This window comes from Promicromonospora citrea (genome assembly GCF_013004695.1).
GTDB classification, from domain to species: domain Bacteria; phylum Actinomycetota; class Actinomycetes; order Actinomycetales; family Cellulomonadaceae; genus Promicromonospora; species Promicromonospora citrea.
Window position 1 is genome coordinate 17,983 of sequence record NZ_JABEMG010000037.1, and the last position, 17,660, is coordinate 35,642.

At 75.0% G+C, this 17,660-nt stretch carries 13 protein-coding genes; 6 read left to right on the forward strand and 7 right to left on the reverse strand.

Annotated features, from left to right (window positions below; genetic code table 11):
- Nucleotides 1–101: 101 nt before the first annotated feature.
- A complete protein-coding gene (locus HLB15_RS09600; RefSeq protein WP_171105072.1) occupies nt 102–1,049 on the reverse strand; it encodes a TatD family hydrolase in 948 nt (315 codons plus the stop codon).
- Nucleotides 1,050–1,052: 3 nt separating this feature from the next.
- Complete coding sequence (metG, locus tag HLB15_RS09605) at nt 1,053–2,774, reverse strand: methionine--tRNA ligase (RefSeq protein WP_171105073.1); 1,722 nt, start codon at nt 2,772–2,774, stop codon at nt 1,053–1,055.
- A gap of 118 nt (nt 2,775–2,892) precedes the next feature.
- On the opposite strand from metG, the gene HLB15_RS09610 reads away from it, so the two are divergent.
- Nucleotides 2,893–3,489 (forward strand): isochorismatase family protein, encoded by a 597-nt coding sequence (locus HLB15_RS09610; protein ID WP_171105074.1) that lies wholly within the window; start codon nt 2,893–2,895, stop codon nt 3,487–3,489.
- Nucleotides 3,490–3,510: 21 nt separating this feature from the next.
- Here the strand turns inward: HLB15_RS09610 and HLB15_RS09615 are convergent, their stop codons facing one another.
- Nucleotides 3,511–5,289: a dolichyl-phosphate-mannose--protein mannosyltransferase gene (locus tag HLB15_RS09615; RefSeq protein ID WP_229785544.1), complete on the reverse strand. Its 1,779-nt coding sequence runs from the start codon at nt 5,287–5,289 to the stop codon at nt 3,511–3,513.
- Between the two features lie 33 nt (nt 5,290–5,322).
- Between HLB15_RS09615 and rsmI the strand changes: the two genes are divergently transcribed.
- Entirely contained in the window at nt 5,323–6,198 is an 876-nt protein-coding gene (gene rsmI, locus HLB15_RS09620) for a 16S rRNA (cytidine(1402)-2'-O)-methyltransferase (RefSeq protein ID WP_171105075.1), read from the forward strand.
- Between the two features lie 25 nt (nt 6,199–6,223).
- Here the strand turns inward: rsmI and HLB15_RS09625 are convergent, their stop codons facing one another.
- Both HLB15_RS09625 and HLB15_RS09630 read right to left on the reverse strand, forming a co-directional pair.
- Complete coding sequence (locus HLB15_RS09625; protein WP_171105076.1) at nt 6,224–7,774, reverse strand: beta-N-acetylhexosaminidase; 1,551 nt, start codon at nt 7,772–7,774, stop codon at nt 6,224–6,226.
- 47 nt (nt 7,775–7,821) lie between these two features.
- A complete protein-coding gene (locus tag HLB15_RS09630) occupies nt 7,822–9,411 on the reverse strand; it encodes a hypothetical protein (protein ID WP_171105077.1) in 1,590 nt (529 codons plus the stop codon).
- Between the two features lie 229 nt (nt 9,412–9,640).
- Here HLB15_RS09630 and HLB15_RS09635 point away from each other — a divergent pair, with 229 nt between their 5' ends.
- From HLB15_RS09635 to HLB15_RS09650, 4 genes are all read left to right on the forward strand, one after another.
- Nucleotides 9,641–10,222, forward strand: a complete 582-nt coding sequence (locus HLB15_RS09635; RefSeq protein WP_171105078.1) for a TetR/AcrR family transcriptional regulator — start codon at nt 9,641–9,643, stop codon at nt 10,220–10,222.
- 148 nt (nt 10,223–10,370) lie between these two features.
- Complete coding sequence (locus HLB15_RS24780; protein WP_171105079.1) at nt 10,371–13,964, forward strand: protein kinase domain-containing protein; 3,594 nt, start codon at nt 10,371–10,373, stop codon at nt 13,962–13,964.
- Complete coding sequence (locus tag HLB15_RS09645; RefSeq protein ID WP_171105080.1) at nt 13,961–14,824, forward strand: DUF3097 domain-containing protein; 864 nt, start codon at nt 13,961–13,963, stop codon at nt 14,822–14,824. The genes HLB15_RS24780 and HLB15_RS09645 overlap by 4 nt, the downstream gene beginning before the upstream one ends.
- A gap of 24 nt (nt 14,825–14,848) precedes the next feature.
- Entirely contained in the window at nt 14,849–15,292 is a 444-nt protein-coding gene (locus HLB15_RS09650; protein WP_171105081.1) for a DUF4870 domain-containing protein, read from the forward strand.
- A gap of 156 nt (nt 15,293–15,448) precedes the next feature.
- Here the strand turns inward: HLB15_RS09650 and HLB15_RS09655 are convergent, their stop codons facing one another.
- The gene (locus tag HLB15_RS09655) at nt 15,449–16,339 is read right to left on the reverse strand and encodes a DUF2189 domain-containing protein (protein WP_171105082.1); all 891 of its coding nucleotides are present in this window, start codon (nt 16,337–16,339) and stop codon (nt 15,449–15,451) included.
- An 88-nt stretch (nt 16,340–16,427) separates the two neighbouring features.
- A complete protein-coding gene (locus tag HLB15_RS09660; RefSeq protein WP_171105083.1) occupies nt 16,428–17,426 on the reverse strand; it encodes a hypothetical protein in 999 nt (332 codons plus the stop codon).
- Between the last annotated feature and the right edge of the window lie 234 nt (nt 17,427–17,660).

Genomic DNA, 17,660 nt, shown 5'->3' on the forward strand with positions numbered 1-17,660 from the left:
ACCGTAACGGAACGCGCCGCGCCGGAGAAGGCGTACGGACAGGAAATGAAATGCCGTTCTTCGGTGGTACGCGTGCTTTCTTGCCGCCCCTGGTGGCCGGCTCACCAGGTCCCGTAGACGCGCTCCGCCGTGGCGGACAGGTCGGCGCACAGCGTGGCCAGGTCGGCGCCCAGGTGGTCGGCCATGGCGCGCACGGTGTGGGCCACCGCGAACGGGGCGTTCGGCTGCCCGCGGAAGGGGTGCGGCGTGAGGTAGGGCGCGTCGGTCTCGACGAGCAGCAGCTCGCGCGGTGCGACGTCGAGGGCCTGGCGCAGGTGGTCGTTGGCCTTGAACGTCACCGGCCCGGCGAACGACAGGTACCACCCGTGCTCCGCGCACACCTTCGCCATGTCGGCGTCGCCGCTGTAGCAGTGGAAGACGGTGCGCTCGGGCGCGCCGTCGGCGAGCAGGATCTCGATGACCTGGGCGTGGGCGTCGCGGTCGTGGATCTGCAGCGCGAGGTCCAGCTCCTTGGCGAGCGCGACGTGCGCGCGGAACGCCTCGCGCTGCGCGCGCTCGCCGCGCGGCCCCGTGCGGAACAGGTCCATCCCGGTCTCGCCGATCGCGCGGACCCGGTCGGTGCCGCGGGCCAGGTCGGCGATCTCCGCCACCGCGTCGTCCAGGGGCACCGCGTGGTGCTCGCCCGGCTCGGGCTCCAGGCCGTCCGGCCCCACCTCGCGGACGCCCGCGTGCAGCGTCGCCTCGTTGGGGTGGATGGCGAGGGCCCCGACGACGCCCTCGCTGCCCGGCCGGGCGAGCAGGTCGACGGTCCACCGCGCCGACGGCAGGTCGCACCCGACCTGCACCACGCGGTCCACCCCTGCGGCGGCCGCCCGGGCCAGGTGGTCGGCCACCGACGGCGGCCAGGCCTGTCCGGCCGGCTCGCCGCCGGGGGCCGCGGGCGGCAGCACCGCCGCGATGTGGTCGAGGTGGGTGTGGTTGTCCACCACCGGGACGGGCAGCGGCTCCGGGTCGGCCGGGAAGCCGCGCTCGCGCGTGCGCCTCGCCATCGGTCAGGCCGCGGGGCCCGCGCCGAACCGCTCGCGGTACGCCTCGAGGTCCTCGTCGCTGATCTTGGCGAACAGGACCGGCGGCACGGTGAACGCGGTCCCGGCGGGCAGCGTGTCGAGCGCCGCCGCCTCCTCGGGGGTGACCCACGTGGCGGAGTCGCCCTCGAGCGCGAACACGCCGCGCAGCGTCGCCGCGGTGGCCGGGATGAACGGCTCGGAGACCACGGCGTACAGCCGGATCAGGTTCATCGCCGTGCGCAGGGTGAGCGCGGCGGCGTCCTGGTCCGTCTTGATCTGCTTCCAGGGCTCCTTCTCCACGAGGTACGCGTTGCCCGCGGCCCACAGGGCGCGCAGCGCGGCCGCCGCCTTGCGGAGCTGGAGGGCCTCCATGTGCTCCTCGAGCTCGGCCAGCCCACGCGCGACCTCCGCGCCCAGCCGCACCTCGGCCTCGCCCGGCTCGCCACCGGCCGGGACCGTCTCGCCGAACCGCTTCGCCGAGAACGTCAGGACGCGGTTGACGAAGTTGCCGAGCGTGTCCGCGAGGTCCTTGTTCACCGTGCCGGCGAACTGCTCCCACGTGAACGAGGCGTCGTCGGACTCCGGCGCGTTCGCGACGAGCTGGTACCGCCAGAAGTCGGCGGGCAGGATCTCCAGCGCCGCGTCGGTGAACACGCCGCGCTGCTGCGACGTCGAGAACTTGCCGCCGTAGTAGGTCAGCCAGCTGAAGCCCTTGACGAAGTCGACCATCGTCCACGGCTCGCGCACGCCGAGCTGCGTGGCGGGGAACATCACCGTGTGGAAGGGGACGTTGTCCTTGGCCATGAACTGCGTGTAGCGCACGTCGTCCGCCTCGTACCACCAGGACTTCCAGTCCCTGGCCTCGCCGTCGGGCGCGGCGTCGGCCCACTCCTTGGTGGCGCCGATGTACTCGATCGGGGCGTCGAACCAGACGTAGAAGACCTTGCCCTCCGCGGCCAGCTCGGGCCACGTGTCGGCCGGGACGGGCACGCCCCACTCGAGGTCGCGCGTGATCGCGCGGTCGTGCAGGCCCTCGGAGAGCCACTTGCGCGCGATCGACGTGGACAGCAGCGGCCACTCCTTGCTGTTCTCGTCGATCCAGGCCTCGACCTCGCCCTGCAGCTTCGACTGCAGCAGGAACAGGTGCTTCGTCTCGCGCACCTCGAGGTCGGTCGAGCCGCTGATCGCCGAGCGCGGGTCGATCAGGTCGGTCGGGTCCAGCACGCGGGTGCAGTTCTCGCACTGGTCGCCGCGCGCCTTGTCGTAGCCGCAGTGGGGGCACGTGCCCTCGACGTAGCGGTCCGGCAGGAAGCGGCCGTCGACCGGCGAGTACACCTGCCGGATGGCGCGCTCCTCGATGAACCCGTTCTCGTGCAGGCGGCGGGCGAAGTGCTGCGTGATCTCGGCGTTCTGCTGCGAGGAGCTGCGGCCGAAGTGGTCGAACGTGAGCCCGAACCCCTCGTAGACGGCCTTCTGCGTCTCGTGCGCCTGCGCGCAGAACTCGGCGACCGGCAGGCCGGCCTTCGCGGCCGCGAGCTCCGCGGGCGTGCCGTGCTCGTCGGTGGCGCAGATGTACAGCACCTCGTGGCCGCGCTGGCGCAGGTACCGCGAGTAGACGTCGGCCGGGAGCATCGACCCGACCATGTTCCCCAGGTGCTTGATGCCGTTGATGTACGGAAGCGCACTGGTGACGAGGTGGCGAGCCATCGCTGGATGCTCCAATTGGTCGGGAGTTCTTCGGGACAGGACTGTCGCCACCAATCCTAGAGCCACGCTGCGAGCGGAATTCTCCGGCGGGTGTGGTGACAGGCCGCAGAATGAAGGCATGAGCAGCACCGCGTCACAGCCCGTCCGCCGCGCCCTCGTCGTCGTCGACGTGCAGCCCACGTTCTGCGAGGGCGGTGAGCTCCCGACCGAGGGCGCGAACGCCGTCGCCCACCGGGTCGCCGCCTACGCGGCCGCCCACCGGGACCGCTACGCCCTCGTGGTCACCACGCAGGACTGGCACATCGACCCCGGCGAGCACTTCAGCGACGAGCCGGACTTCGTGACGTCGTGGCCGCGGCACGGCGTCGCGGGCACGCCGGGCGCCGAGCTCCACCCCGCGCTCGCCGGCCTGCGGCCCGACGCCCGGATCAAGAAGGGGCAGTACGCCCACGGGTACTCCGGCTTCGAGGGCGCCGACGAGCGGGGCCGCGACCTGGCCTCGATCCTCGCGGAGGACGGCGTCACGGACGTCGACGTCGTCGGGCTCGTCGAGTCGCACTGCGTCAAGCACACCGCACTCGACGCCCGCCGCACCGGCCTCGGCGCCCGCGTGCTGACCGACCTCACCGTGCCCGTGTCGCCCGAGCAGGGCGAGATCGCGGAGCGCGAGCTGCGGGCCGCCGACGTCGGGCTGCTGGACAGCTCCGCCCTCTGAGGGCGGTGCCGGACCCGGCCGCTAGATCCAGCTCGGCAGCAGCATGAGGCGCTGCCAGTACTCGTACGGCACCGGCATCGCCGTCCAGATCGGGTAGTAGAGCACGCTCACACCCACGACCACGACCAGCAGCACGGCCGCGAGCCACACCACCACGCGCCGGTCCCCGCTGCGGCGCGGCGTCCGCTCGACCCCCAGGGCGAGCAGGTACGTCAGGGTCAGCACCACGAACGGCGTGAACACGATCGAGTAGAACGTGAAGATGGTGCGGTCGCCGAGCGGCCACGCGTACAGGAACCAGGGCAGCCAGCCCGCCGCGATCCCGGCCAGGACCGCCGCCCCGCGCCAGTCGCGGTACCGCAGGGCCAGCACCAGCACGATCGGGATCGCCACGGCGCCGAGCCACCAGATCAGCGGGTTGCCGAGCGACGTCACCGCCGTCGCGCAGTCACCCGCGGCGTCGGCGGGGCAGGGCCCCTGGCCGGGCGCGTACTTCTCCCAGTAGAAGGACGTCGGGCGCCACTGCACGATCCAGCCCAGCGGGTGCGACGCGTAGTTGTGCGGCTGGTCCAGCCCGTTGTGGAAGGCCCACATCGTGGTGTGGTACTCCCACAGCGACCGGCCGGCCTGCCACACCTCCGTGGCCCAGCCCCCCGGCCACCAGCCCGGCGGCGCCACGCCGTTGGACTCCGCCCAGGTGCGCATGTACGACATGGGGTGCGCGAACCACGCCGACCACGACGCGACGTACACCGCGAGCACCGTCGGCAGCACCAGGACGGCCGCGGGCACGGCGTCCACCACCAGCGCGTCCTCCCACCAGCGCTCGACACCCGCCGTCCGGCGCGCCGTGAAGTCCCACACCACCGTCAGCAGCCCGAACGCCGCCACGAAGTACAGGCCCGACCACTTCACCCCGCACGCCAGGCCCAGCGACACCGCGGCGGCCAGCCGCCACCACCGGAAGCCCAGGCGCGGGCCGTACCGCCCGACCGCACCGCCCGCCTCCACGATCTGCGCCACCCGGTCGGCCAGCCGGCGCCGCGCCCCCTCGCGGTCCAGCACGAGACAACCGAACCCGACCAGCACCCAGAACATGAGGAACTGGTCCAGCAGGCCCGTCCGCGAGTGCACGATCGCCTCGCCGTCGACGGCCAGCAGCAGGCCCGCCACGAGGCCCAGCGCGGTCGAGGCGAACAGCCTGCGCGCGATCCGCACCAGGAGGAACACCGCGAGGATGCCGATCACGGCGCTCGCGATGCGCCACGCCGCCGGGTCCTGCGCGCCGCCCAGGAGGCGCATCCCGAGCGCGATCATCCACTTGCCGACGGGCGGGTGCACCACGTACTCGGCCTCTGCCGTGTCGTACGAGCTGACGTCGCCCGCCTCGAACGCCGGGTTGGGCTCCTCGGGCCAGGCGGCCTCCCAGCCCAGGCTGGCCAGCGACCAGCCCTCCTTGACGTAGTACGTCTCGTCGAAGACGAGGGAGCCCGGGCGGGCCAGCTCCCACAGGCGCGCACCGGCCGCCACCGCGGTCACGAGCAGCGCACCGAGCACGCCCCACACCCGGTCGGACACCGTGCGGCCCAGCGCGAGCCGCCGCTCCCCCAGCAGGTCGCGCAGCAGCCGCTCGCGCACCGGCGGCTCGGGCGGCGCCTCGGGCCGGCCGACGGCGGGGAACGACCCGGTGCTCACCGCCGCGCGGCGCAGGTGCGCCCCGTACGTCCCCGGCACCACCTGCTGCACCTCGGGCTGCCCACCGGGCAGGGGCGCTCCTGTGGCGTCAGGCTGCTGAGACACCGGGCCAGCATAGAGCGTGGGACCCTGTGCTTCATGACCGACTCGTCCCCGGCCCCCGGGCCAGCGCCCGAAGCCGGATCCCTCGTCCTGGCCGCCACCCCGATCGGCAACGCCGAGGACGCCTCGCCCCGCCTGGTCCGCCTGCTGGCCGGTGCCGACGTCGTCGCGGCGGAGGACACCCGGCGCCTGCACGCCCTCGCCGCCCGGCTCGGCGTCCAGGTGCGCGGCACCGTCACGAGCTACCACGAGCACAACGAGACGGCCCGCGCCGACGAGCTGCTCGACGTCGTGGCCGGTGGCGGCACCGTCGTGGTCGTGACGGACGCGGGCATGCCGTCGGTCTCCGATCCCGGGTACCGCGTCGTGGAACGCGCGATCGAGCGCGGGCTGCGCGTCACCGCCGCGCCCGGGCCCAGCGCCGTGCTCACGGCGCTCGCGCTGTCCGGCCTGCCGACCGACCGGTTCACGTTCGAGGGGTTCCTCCCCCGCAAGCCGGGCGACCGCGCGAGGACGCTGGCCGCCGTGGCCGGCGAGCCGCGCACCATGGTGTTCTTCGAGGCCCCGCACCGCATCGCGGCCACGCTCGAGGCGATGGCCGACGCGTTCGGCGCCGAGCGCCCCGCCGCCGTCGCACGCGAGCTCACCAAGACCTACGAGGAGGTGCTGCGCGGCCCGCTCGCCGAGCTGGCCCGGCGAGCGGCCGACGAGCAGCTCCGCGGCGAGATCTGCGTCGTCGTGGGCGGCGCGCCCGCCACCGAGGCGAGCGTGGACGACGTCGTCGGCGAGGTGCTCGACCGCGTGACGGCGGGCGAGCGACTCAAGACCGCCGTCGCCGAGGTCGCCGAGGCCACGGGGGTCGCCAAGCGCGAGCTCTACGCGGCGGCGCTGGCGGCGCGCGGGGCGGACTGACCCCGCCCCGCGCCCGCCGCGCGGGTCACCAGTCGACCTGCGGCGTCGGGTGGTAGACCGCGCCCTCGCGGCGCCACGCCGCCGCCTCGACCGCGACACGGGCCCGGAACGACTCCCAGTCCTTGGCGTCCGGCCGCGACCACGCCGTCTCGGCGACCGCGGCCAGCCGGGGCAGCAGCATGGAGAACAGGTCGGCCCGGTTGGCCAGGGTCTCCGTCCACACGGCCGCCGAGACGCCCTCGATCGCGGACTCCGGCAGCCCGGTGACGAGGCGCGCCGGGTCCCACTCGTAGGAGTCGCGCAGCTCGACGAACGCCGCCCACTCCAGGCCGAGCGGGTGGTCGGGGGTGTACTTCATGTCGAGGTAGGCGCGGTCCGCCGGGGACATCACGAACCGGGCGCCCGCGTGCGCGGCCCGCACGAGCGGCGCGGGGTCCGGCCGCGTGTCCCAGTACTGCAGCACGGTGCCCGGGCGCACGGAGGGCTCGTCGTCCGCGGCCTCCTGCGCCGCGTCGCCGCCCAGCGCCGCGACGGCGTCCTGGTCCCCGTGGGCCGAGCCCGCCGCCTCCTGCCACGCGACGGGCGTCTTGCCCGCACCGCGCAGGACGTCCTGGCACAGGCGCACGAACCCGCCGTACTCGGCAGCGCCCATGACGAGCACCTCGTCGCCGCCGAAGTGCACCCACGGCCCGAGCGTCATGCCGGCGACGTCGGTGAGCACGTCACGCAGGAACGGCTCGGTCGCAGGCAGGTCGAGGTGCAGCCGCGAGAAGCCGACCTCGATCCCGTCGTACACGTCCGTCGGCTCGCCGGACGGCGTGAGCTCGCCGTACGCGTGCGTCGCCGCGTTGACGTGCCCCGGCACGTCGATCTCCGGCACGACGACGATCTCCCGCTCGGCCGCGTACTCCTGCAGCGCGCGGAACTCCTCGGCCGTGAGGTACCCGCCGGGCGCGCCGTCGACAGCGCCCTGCGAGGACTTCCCGGTCAGCGCCGGGCGGGAGGGGATCTCGAGCCGCCAGCCCTGGTCGTCCGTGAGGTGCAGGTGCAGCCGGTTCATCTTGTAGGAGCCCACGAGGTCGACCACCGCGCGCAGGTCGTCGGGCCCGAACCAGTGCCGCACCACGTCGAGCGACAGGCCGCGCCACGCGTAGCGCGGCTCGTCCCGCACGACGACGGCGCCCGCCTCGACCGCGCCGCCCGGCCGCCCGCGGCGCGCGTTGACGAGCTGGCGGAGGGTGCGCACACCGTGCAGCAGCCCGGCCCGTCCCGGCGCCGCGACCGTCACGCCGTCCGTCGTCACGGTGAGCGTGTAGCGCTCGGGGTTGTCCGACCCGGCGGGGCCGGCGGCGGGATCGGTCACGAGGGTGACGGTCGCCGGCGCGGTGCCGGCCGGGCCTCCGACCACCGCGCCCGCCTCGGCGAGCAGCTCGCCCGCGAGCCGGGCGGTGACCGCGTCGGGGGCGTGCAGGGTGACGGCGGCGAGGCCGAGCACCCCCTCGCCCGGTTCCAGGTCGACAGGTGCGGGGATGACGGCGTCGGCGGCCACGGCCGCACCGCTGCTCACGGTAGTCACGATTGTTAGGGCCCCTTCGCTCTGGTGGTGCCCGCAGTTTCGCAGGTTCAGCCTGCGGAGACCAGGCCGACGGGCGGTTCGGCCGGGAGCAGGGGCGTCGCGTCGGCCGGGAGGTGGGACGGGGCGGACCAGCCCGGGTAGGTGTGCGCGGGGAGGTCGCCCGCGACGTCCGCCCAGACACCGGCCGCCGTCGCCTGGCCCTCGGCGGGGCCTGCCGCCGTGAAGACGACCGCCACCTGCGGCGGCACGTCGAGCCGGGCCCGGTCCACCACGGAGGCGGCCGTGGACTGGTGCACCTCGAGCATCACCTGCGGGAGGCCGTGCTCGGTGGCCAGGCGCGCGAGCCGGTCGACCACCTCCTGCAGCTCGGCCACGGGCACGGAGCCCGCCTCGGCCCCCTCACCCGCCAGGCGGAACTCCGGGTGCACCGACAGCCCGACGCCGGGCCGCGTCAGCAGCGGCTCGAGGTCGTCGAGCTGCGCGGCGAGCGGCTGGTTGCCCGGCGCGACGTCGAGCAGCGCGAGCTGCCCCGCCTCCCGGATCGCGTCGACGGCCGCCGTGACGTTCTCGAGCGGCTGCTCGGCGACGAAGTCGCCGTCCTCGCCCGCGGAGCCCGACCGCACGCTCGCCACGACCGTGACGACGGGCGTGGCCTCGAAGGCGGCCGCCGCCGCGGCGGCCTCGTCCACCGCCACCGCGGCGTGCGCGGCCCGGTCCCAGGACGACGTGGGGGTCACGTACGTGGTGGACACGTACCGGCCGGGGAACAGGCGCAGCACGCCACCGGGCAGCGTCTGCCCGGACATCGCGACCTCGACCTGCCAGCCCAGGTCGTCCGCCGTCCCGAAGCCGCTGCCGATGCCGACCACGCCGAGCGGCTTGAGCGTCCGGAGGGTCTCGACCGTCCGCGGGCTCGTGGCGAGCTCGCCGCCCGGCACCTCGACCGGGACGGCACCCGCGGCGAGGGCCGTGCCGATCGCGGCCTCGTGGCCGGGCCGCGGGTCGACGGCGACGAGGATCTCCTGGAGCAGCTCCGGGTCCTGCGGCTCGGGAAGCTGGGCGCGCAGCTTGTCGACGTCGACCTCGTCGAGGCGGTCGGCGGTGGGCAGCGGGATCGTGTCGTCCGCGCCCTTCTCGTCCGCGTCCTTCTCGTCCTTCTCGTCCGCGTCGTCCGCCCGTCCGCCGGCGGCCGCCTCGGCGGCGGCGCTCAGCGCGTCGGGGTCGAACCGCACGACGTCGGCCTCGCCCGTGGCCGGTCCGACCTCGGCAGCGGCCTCCTCGTCCCCCACGGCGACGACAGTCTCGACGCCGAGCCGCTCGAGCTCGGCGACGATGTTGGCGTCGGAGACGCCACCGTCGGTGAGCAGCACGGGGGCGGCCACGGCCGCCCCGGCGGCCGCTGCGGTGGCGCGGTCGTCGGCGTCGTCGGCCGGGGCGAGGACCGCGACGGGAGAGGCGTGGAAGAACGCCTGGCTCGCGGTGAGCGCGAGCTCGGCCGGGTCGGTCGAGTCGAGCACGAGGGCAGGGCCGGACGGCTCCCTGACCTGGAAGTTCTCCCCTGTGCTGCCGTCGGTGCCCTCGGCCGTCGGCACGGTGCAGCCCGCGAGGACGAGGGCGGATGCCACCGGGAGGGTCACGAGGAGAGTCGCGGCCGAGGCCGAGCGGTGGCGTGGGACGAATCGGGCGTTCCGGATGACCACGGGCTCCATTGTCCCCCACGGGACGCACGGGTGGGAACCCCGGCGCCGCTGGGCGCCGCCACCGACCCATGTAGACGAACAGGTAACTCCACTACGCGGTACACTGATGGGTCCACCAGTCGGACCTCACCACCAGACCCCCACCGTCGAACCCAGGAGCCCCGGGATGAGCACCAGCCCTCCCTCCACCCGCGACCGCATCCTCGACGCGGCCACCGACCTCTTCTACGCGCACGGCATCCGCGCCGTGAGCGCCGACAAGATCATCGAGCGGGCCGGCATCACCAAGGTCACGTTCTACCGGCACTTCCGCACCAAGGACGCGCTCGTCGTCGCCTACCTCGAGCGGCAGGCGGCCAGGGAGCGTGCCGCGCTCGACGAGCTGCGCGCCGCCGCGGACGGCCCGGCACAGGCGTTCCACACGTTCGCGCACGTGATCGGCGCCGAGGCGTGCAAGCCCGGCTTCCGCGGCTGCTCGTTCATCAACGCGGCCGCCGAGTACGCCGAGCCGGCCAGCCCCGTGCGCGTCGTCGTCGCCGAGCACCGGGCCTGGTACCGCCGCACGTTCGCCGAGATGCTCACCGAGCTGGGCGTGCCGGACGCGGAGCGGGCGGCCGGGGAGCTCATGATGCTGCGCGACGGCGCCATGCTCGCGGGCTACCTGGGTGACCCGGCCCAGGTCGCCGACTCCCTCGACCTGGCGATCTCCGCCGTGGTCGAGAGCCGGGGCACGCCCGCCCGGGCCTGACGCCCGCTGCCGCGCCGGCACGGCCCGGGCCCGCGGGAGGGGTCCCGCAAGACCCTGTTCCGGCGCTCCGGCGTGCACTACCGTCGTTCCCGCACAGCGCCGCTCGCGCAGACGCGGGGCGGCGTGTCATCCGAGGGGGAGGCGACAGGTGCGCGCGGGGCAGATCATCGGTGAGCGCTACCGGCTCGAGGAACGGCTGGGCGCGGGCGGCCACGGCGAGGTGTGGCGCGCCGCCGACCTCCGCCTCCACGAGCGGCCCGTCGCGCTCAAGCGCACCCGCCACGACGGCGACGAGGGCGGCGCCGAGCGCGTCCGGCGCGAGGCCCGCAGCCTGTCCCGCATCAGCCACCCGCACGTCGTCGCGGTGCACGACGTGGTCGACGACGCCGGCGAGGTCTGGGTCGTCATGGAGTACGTCGCCGGCCGGACGCTCGCCGAGACGCGATCCCTGTCCCCCGCCGCGGCCGCCCGGTACGGCGCGCAGCTCGCGGGCGGGCTGGCCGCCGTGCACGCCCACGGCATCCTCCACCGCGACGTGAAGCCCGCCAACGTGCTCGTCACCGACGACGGGTTCGCCAAGCTCGCGGACTTCGGCATCTCCCGCCCCCTGCACGACGAGGAGACGGTCACGGCGACCGGCGCCCTCACCGGCACACCGGGCTACCTCGCCCCCGAGGTGGCCAAGGGCGGCCGGTTCACCGAGGCCGCCGACGTCTGGTCGCTGGGCGCGACGCTGTACCACGCGGTCGAGGGCACCACCCCGTTCGGCGACGACAACGCGCACGCCCTGCTGTGGAAGACCGTCACGCAGGACGTGCGCCCGCCCGAGCGCGCGGGGGAGCTCGGACCCGTGCTGCTGCGGCTGCTCGCCCGCAGGCCCGGCGACCGCCCGCGGCTCGAGCGGGCGCGGCAGGAGCTCGCCACGCTGGCCGACGCCCTCGACGACGTCCGCGGCGGCGCCGGCCGCACCGTCGTGGTCGCGGGTGAGGCGGGCATCGGCAAGACCCGTCTGCTCGACGAGCTCACCGCCCGGGCCGACGGCGCGACCCTGCTCGTCGGCCAGTGCGCCGACTCCGGCTCCGGCCCCGTCCCCTACGCCGCCCTCGCCGGCCTGCTCCAGGGCGTGGTGCGGTCGGCCGGGCAGGACGCCGCCGTCGCCGCGGCAGGTCCCGCCGCCTCGGCCCTGTCCGCGGTGGCACCCCAGGTGTTCGCCCCGGGCGACGCCGGCGCCGACCGCGTGCCCGAGGTGCTCACCGACCTGCTCGCGACGCTCGCCGCCCGCGGCCCGCTCGTCGTCGTGCTCGAGGACCTGCACTGGTCGGACGACCTCACGCGCGCCACCGCCGTCCGTCTGGCGCGCACCGCGCCGCCCGGCCTGCTCCTGCTGCTCACCTACCGCAGCGACGACGTCGGCCGCGCCCACCCGCTGCGCGCCGTCATGGCAGAGCTCGGCCGCGCCCGGCTCACGACCCGCCTCGACCTGACCCGCCTCGGCGCCGACCAGGTGCGCGAGATGGCGCAGGACCTGCTCGACGGCACGGGCCTCGACCACGACCTGCTGACCGACCTCGCCGACCGCAGCGAGGGCGTGCCGTTCTACGTCGAGGAGCTCGTCGGCTTCCTGGGCACCGACCTGCCCGAGAGCCTGCGCGACATCCTGCTGCTGCGGTACCGGGGCCTCGGCCGCACCGCGCAGGCGCTGTGCCGCGCCGTCTCCGCGGGCGGCCCCGCGGTGCCGCACGACCTGCTCGACGCCGTCCTGCGCACGCTCCGGCAGGCCGGGGCCCCCGCCCCGGTCGACGACGCCGACGAGGCCGCCCGCGAGGCCGTCGACGCCCAGGTCCTCGTCGCCTCCGGCACGGGGTACGCCTTCCGGCACGCCCTCGTCCAGGAGGCCGTGTACGCCGAGCTGCTGCCCGGCGAGCGCAGGCGCCTGCACACCGCGTACGCCGAGGCGCTCGAGCAGAGCACGCCCGGGCGGTCCGCCCCCGGCGCCGTCGCCGCCCTGACCCGCGTCGCCGACCACTGGTGGCGCGCCGGCGTCCTCGACAAGGCGCTCGCCGCCGCCGTCACCGGGCATCACGCGGCCGCCGACGGCGCCGCCTCCGCCTCCGCCGTCACCCTGGGCGAGCGCGCCCTCGAGCTCTGGGAGCAGGTGCCCGACCCCGCGTCCGTCGCCGGCCTGCCCCACCACGAGCTGCTCCGCACCGTCGCCGAGTCGCTGCGCGGCGCCACCCGCACGAGCCGTGCCCTCGCCGTCGCGCACGAGGCCGTCGCCGAGTGGCCCCGCGACGACCACGTCGGGCTCGCCCGCGTCCTCGCCGACACCGCCCTCATCGCCGGCCACGCCGGGTCCGACGAGGGGCCGGAGCTCGTCGAGCGCGCCCTCGCCCTCGTCGAGCCCGGCCGCGACGACACCGTGCGCGCCCAGCTCCTCGTCCTGCGCGCCCGCCGCGCCATGCTCGACGGCCGGTCCCACGAGGGCATCGAGGCCGCGACCGCCGCCTACGAGACCGCCTCCGCCGTCGGCAACGACGAGCTGCGCTCCGTCGCCCTCAACCTGCGCGGCGTGAGCCGCATCCAGCTCGGCGACGCCGACGGGCTCGCGGAGATCGAGCGCGGCCGCGAGCTCGCCGGCGACGCGTGGCAGGGCCTGAGCCGCTACTACATCAACGGGTCCGACGCCCGCATCGTCCTCGGCGACTGGGCCGGCGCCGTCCGCATCGCCCAGGAGGGCGTCGCAGCGGCCCGGCGGCACGGCGCCTCCGAGGGGTCGCGGCTCATGATCGAGGGCAACGTCGTCGAGGCCCGGATCGAGCTCGGCGAGTGGGACCAGGCTGCCGCCTGGTACGACAGCGCGCTGCCCCTCGTGCACGACAGCGTCTACCTCGTCTACCTCACCGAGCGCCGGGCCTGGCTCGCGCTGTGGCAGGGCGACGTCGAGCACGCACAGGCAGAGGCCCGGCGCCGCGCCGCGACCTGGGACCGCTACGGCAGGCTCGAGACCCAGATCCGCGCCCGCGTCGGCGTCACCCGAGCGAGCCTCGCCCTGCTGCGCGACGAGCCGCACGCCGCCCTCGGGCACGTCGCCGGCGTGCTCGACCCCGCCGAACCCCACATCCCCGTCTACGACCTGCCTCGCCTCGCCGTCGCCGCCCGGGCGCTGGCCGCCCTGCGCGCACGAGGCGTCGCCGTCGACGACGCGCCCTACCGGGCGGCGCTCGCGGCGTGCGCCCACTGGCCCACGTTCCCGGTGTGGTCGGCGGTGTTCGAGGCCGAGCTGGGCACCGGGTCCTGGACGGCGGCCGCCGAGCTGCCCGGCCCGGCGTACCTGCGCCCGTACGCGCTGCTGCGCGAGGGCGAGCGGCTGGTCGAGGCCGGAGAGCGGACGGCGGCCCGGCAGGCGCTCGGGTCGGCCACGCGCGAGGCGGAGCGGATCGGTGCGCGGCTCGTCGTCCGGCAGGCCGAGGCGCTGGCCGCGCGGGCCGGGCTGGCGACGTCGGGGCAGGCGGCGGCCGTGCCGACCGCGCCGAGGCGGACGGCACCGGACGGGCTCGACGCCCTCACGGCGCGCGAGCGTCAGGTGCTGGACCTCGTGGCCGAGGGCCTGACCAACGGGCAGATCGCCGCACGGCTGTTCATCTCGGCCAAGACGGCCTCGGTGCACGTGTCGGCGATCCTCCGCAAGCTGGGCGTGGCGACCCGGACGGAGGCGGCCCTGCGATCTACCCTCCAGAGGTGAACGACGATCGCTACGGGTCCGACGTCCTCTCCCCCGAGTTCCCGGGGGCGCACCGGGGGCGGCGCCCCACGTCCCAGCCGGTGGCCGCGGAGCCCGGCCTCGTGGTCGAGGAGGTGCAGACCGGCTGGGTCGGCGCCGTGGTCCGGGTCGAGAAGTCGGGTGGGATGCACGTCGTCGTGCTCGAGGACCGCCGTGGCCGCACGCGCACCTTCCCGCTCGGGCCGGGGTTCTGGGTCGAGGGCAAGCCGGTCGTGCTCACCGCGCCGGTGACGCCGACCGCACCGGCGAGGCCCGCGCGCACGGCGTCCGGGTCGGTCGCGGTGCACGGCGCGCGGGCACGCGTCGCCCGCGGCAGCCGCATCTGGGTCGAGGGCAGGCACGACGCCGAGCTCGTCGAGAAGGTGTGGGGCGACGACCTGCGGGTCGAGGGCGTCGTCGTCGAGATGCTCGACGGCGTGGACCACCTCGCCGAGCGTCTCGCCGAGTTCGGGCCCGACGCCGACCGCCGCGTCGGCGTGCTCGTCGACCACCTCGTGCCGGGCTCCAAGGAGCAGCGCATCGCCGACGAGGCGCTGCGCGGCGTGCCGCAGGGCACCGTGCTCGTGCTGGGCCACCCCTACGTCGACGTGTGGCAGGCGGTGCGCGCCGAGCGGCTCGGGCTCGAGCGCTGGCCCACGATCGACCGCGGCACCGAGTGGAAGCTCGGCATCCTGCGGTCCCTGGGCTGGCCTGCGCAGACGCAGGCCGACGTCGCCCGCGGGTGGCAGCGCATCCTCCGGTCGGTGCGCGACTACCGCGACCTCGACCCTGCCCTGCTCGGCCGGGTGGAGGAACTGATCGATTTCGTGACCGTCTCGTGAGGTAGAACCTCTACGGTGGGGCACATGTCAGAGAACCCGCAGCAGCCGCCGGCGCCCCAGCAGCCGCAGCCGCAGCCGCAGCCGCAGCCCGGCCCCTACACCGCCCACCCGCAGTCCGGCGTGCCGTACCAGCCGCAGCCGCTGAACCCGTCGGACGAGCGGCTGTGGGGCGTGCTCGCCCAGATCGTCCCGTTCGTCGCCGGCTTCATCGCACCGCTGGTGATCTGGCTCGTGTTCCGCGAGCGCAGCCGGTTCGTGGACCAGGAGGCGAAGGAGTCGCTGAACTTCCAGATCACGGTGGTCGTCGCGCACGTGGCCGCGCTGCTGATCACCCTGGTCACGTTCGGGTTCGGCAGCATCGTGTACCTCGTGTTCGTCGCGGTGATCGTGTTCCAGATCCTCGCGGCGGTCGCCAACAACCGCGGCGAGCCGTACCGCTACCCGGTCAACATCCGCTTCATCAAGTAACCCACCCCGCCGAGGTAGTCACCCAGCGAGGTAGTCACCTGGCGAGGTAGTCACCCCGCGAGGTAGTCGGGTCGACCGACGCTGACACGACGACGCACCCGCCACCGGCTCGACCGGTGACGGGTGCGTCGTCGTTCGCAGGCGTGGTGCCCGGCGTCAGGCCGCGGCGACCGGCCCGCCCGCGATGCGCCGGTAGGCGTACGCCACCGCCAGGGTGCACAGCGGGGAGGCGACCAGCAGCCCGACCAGGCAGGCGATCGCGCCGAGGATGGTGATGCCGAGCACGGCGAGCTCGAGGAGGAAGACCGACCCGAAGTTCTGCCCCACCTGGCGGAACGAGGTGGTCAGGGCCGCCCAGGCGTTGAGGTTGCGGTCGACCACGTTGTGGTAGGTGAAGACCGAGAAGATGGCGACGACGAGGACGCCGACGAGGCACGCGAGCAGGCCGACGAAGCTGGCCGCGAACAGCAGGAGCGCCGTCAGGAGGATCATCCCGTAGCTGTTGACCTTGAAGAGGGTGCCCCAGGTCGCCTTCTCGCCGCCGACCTCGCGCAGTGCCGCGTTGATGCCGAGCGCCGAGAGCACGGAGGTCACGAGGTAGCCGATGATCTGCAGCGTCGAGCTGCCCGCCGAGACCCCTGCCGCCGCGCCGGGCGTGATGTCGCCGCGCATGGCCGCCTCGTTGAACTCCTGGACGTCGCTGGCGGACGGCCCGTTGAAGATGACGCTCACGACCCCCATCAGCAGCGAGAACAGCACCCAGAAGAGCCAGTTGCCGGTGAACCTCCGCCAGCCGAAGCCGAGCGCCTCGCCCACCTGGAACGACCCGGCGGGCTGCGTGCCGTACTGCTCCCCCGGTCCGCCGTAGGCCGGGGGCTGCCCCGCACCGCCGTACGCGGGCGGCTCGGACGCACCGCCGTACGCGGGCGGCTGCGACCCGCTCGGCGGCGGCGTCGCGTCACCGGGCGGAGGGGTGGGACCTCCGGCAGCCGGCGTCGGGCCACCGGCCCCCGGCTCGTACGGGTTCTGGGGGGTGTTCTCGGTCATGTGCGCTCCCTAGGGCTGGTCCGGGCTGTCCGACCTCCACCTTCACCCTTTCTCCGCATCGTCGCACGTCACATTACCGAAGCGTTATTCACCTCTCCGTGGCCGGGTACACCGGCCGGTCCGTCCACCGCTGGACCAGGTACGCCCCCAGGAGCAGCATCACGGGCACCGCGACGATCAGCCCGAGCCCGCACGTGACGACCGACGCCACGACCAGCCCCGCGCCGATCGCGTAGACCCCCAGGGCCGCGGGCAGGTGGCCGAGCACGAGGCCGATGCCCCGGCCGAAGGCGGCCCCGAGGCCGGCGCCGTCGAGCAGGAGGTACGGCACGGGCAGCAGAAGCAGGACGAACACGACCTGCACGAGCCAGCCCACCATCGGGACGGCGGTGCCGACGAAGCCGAGCGCCCCGGCGATCAGCGCGTAGCAGAGCAGGCCGCCGAACCCGCGCAGCACGAAGTAGTCGCGCACGGCGACCTGGTGCCGGTAGGTCGCGGCGACGGCCCCGGCGTACAGGAGCGCCTGGAACAGGAACCCGATGGCCGTGCCGGTGGCGGCGAGCGCCTTGGCGTCGACGGTCTGCCCCGCGGCCTGCGCGGCGGCGACGGCTGCCGGGTCGCCCGCGTTGCGGAACGCGTCGAGCGTGGACGGGCTGAACACCAGCCCTACGGCCAGCTGCGCGCCACCGACCAGCAGCGTCAGCACCACCCAGCGGCCCCAGCTCCGGCCGAACGAGGCCCACGCCCAGCGCCACGCGGCGCCGACGGTCGCGGGCTGGTGGGGCTGCGCGGCCCGCTCGGGCGGGACGGCGGGCGCGTGGCCGGGCCAGCCGTCCCCGGTCCCCGGGCCGGCCGGGTACACGGGCAGGGCGTCCGGCGCGGGCGGGCCGACGGGCGCGGGCGGGCCGACGGGCGGTCGCCAGGGCTCGTAGTCGGGTCGGCCGTAGGGGTTCGCCGGGCGGCCGTACGGGTCCCGGGGCCCGTACGGGTCGAACGGCCCGGGCTCCTGGGACGGCGGCGACGGTTGCTGCCGGGGCTGCTGTCCGTACGGGTCCTGCGGGTTCCAGCCGCCAGAGGTGTCACTCATCCACGTGCCCCTTGCCGGGCGGCGCGGAGCCGCCCCTCACCGTATGAACTCGCACAACGTAGCGACCCGCGAGCCGCCGGAGCAAACAATCGATGTCGGGCACACGGGACGCTCCCGCAGGCCGGGAGAACCGCTCTCCCTCAGCTCGTCAGGTCGCGCACCACCGCGTCGGCCAGGAGGCGGCCGCGCCGGGTCAGCCGGGCGCGCGCCGGTGCGCCGCCGGCGCCCACGGCC

Bases quoted from the DNA above. Each gene is read 5' to 3' on its own strand.
- HLB15_RS09600 (WP_171105072.1), bottom strand. From the start codon at position 1,049: ATGGCGAGGCGCACGCGCGAGCGCGGCTTCCCGGCCGACCCGGAGCCG.
- metG (WP_171105073.1), bottom strand. From the start codon at position 2,774: ATGGCTCGCCACCTCGTCACCAGTGCGCTTCCGTACATCAACGGCATC.
- HLB15_RS09610 (WP_171105074.1), top strand. From the start codon at position 2,893: ATGAGCAGCACCGCGTCACAGCCCGTCCGCCGCGCCCTCGTCGTCGTC.
- rsmI (WP_171105075.1), top strand. From the start codon at position 5,323: ATGACCGACTCGTCCCCGGCCCCCGGGCCAGCGCCCGAAGCCGGATCC.
- HLB15_RS09635 (WP_171105078.1), top strand. From the start codon at position 9,641: ATGAGCACCAGCCCTCCCTCCACCCGCGACCGCATCCTCGACGCGGCC.
- HLB15_RS09650 (WP_171105081.1), top strand. From the start codon at position 14,849: ATGTCAGAGAACCCGCAGCAGCCGCCGGCGCCCCAGCAGCCGCAGCCG.
- HLB15_RS09655 (WP_171105082.1), bottom strand. From the start codon at position 16,339: ATGACCGAGAACACCCCCCAGAACCCGTACGAGCCGGGGGCCGGTGGC.
- HLB15_RS09660 (WP_171105083.1), bottom strand. From the start codon at position 17,426: ATGAGTGACACCTCTGGCGGCTGGAACCCGCAGGACCCGTACGGACAG.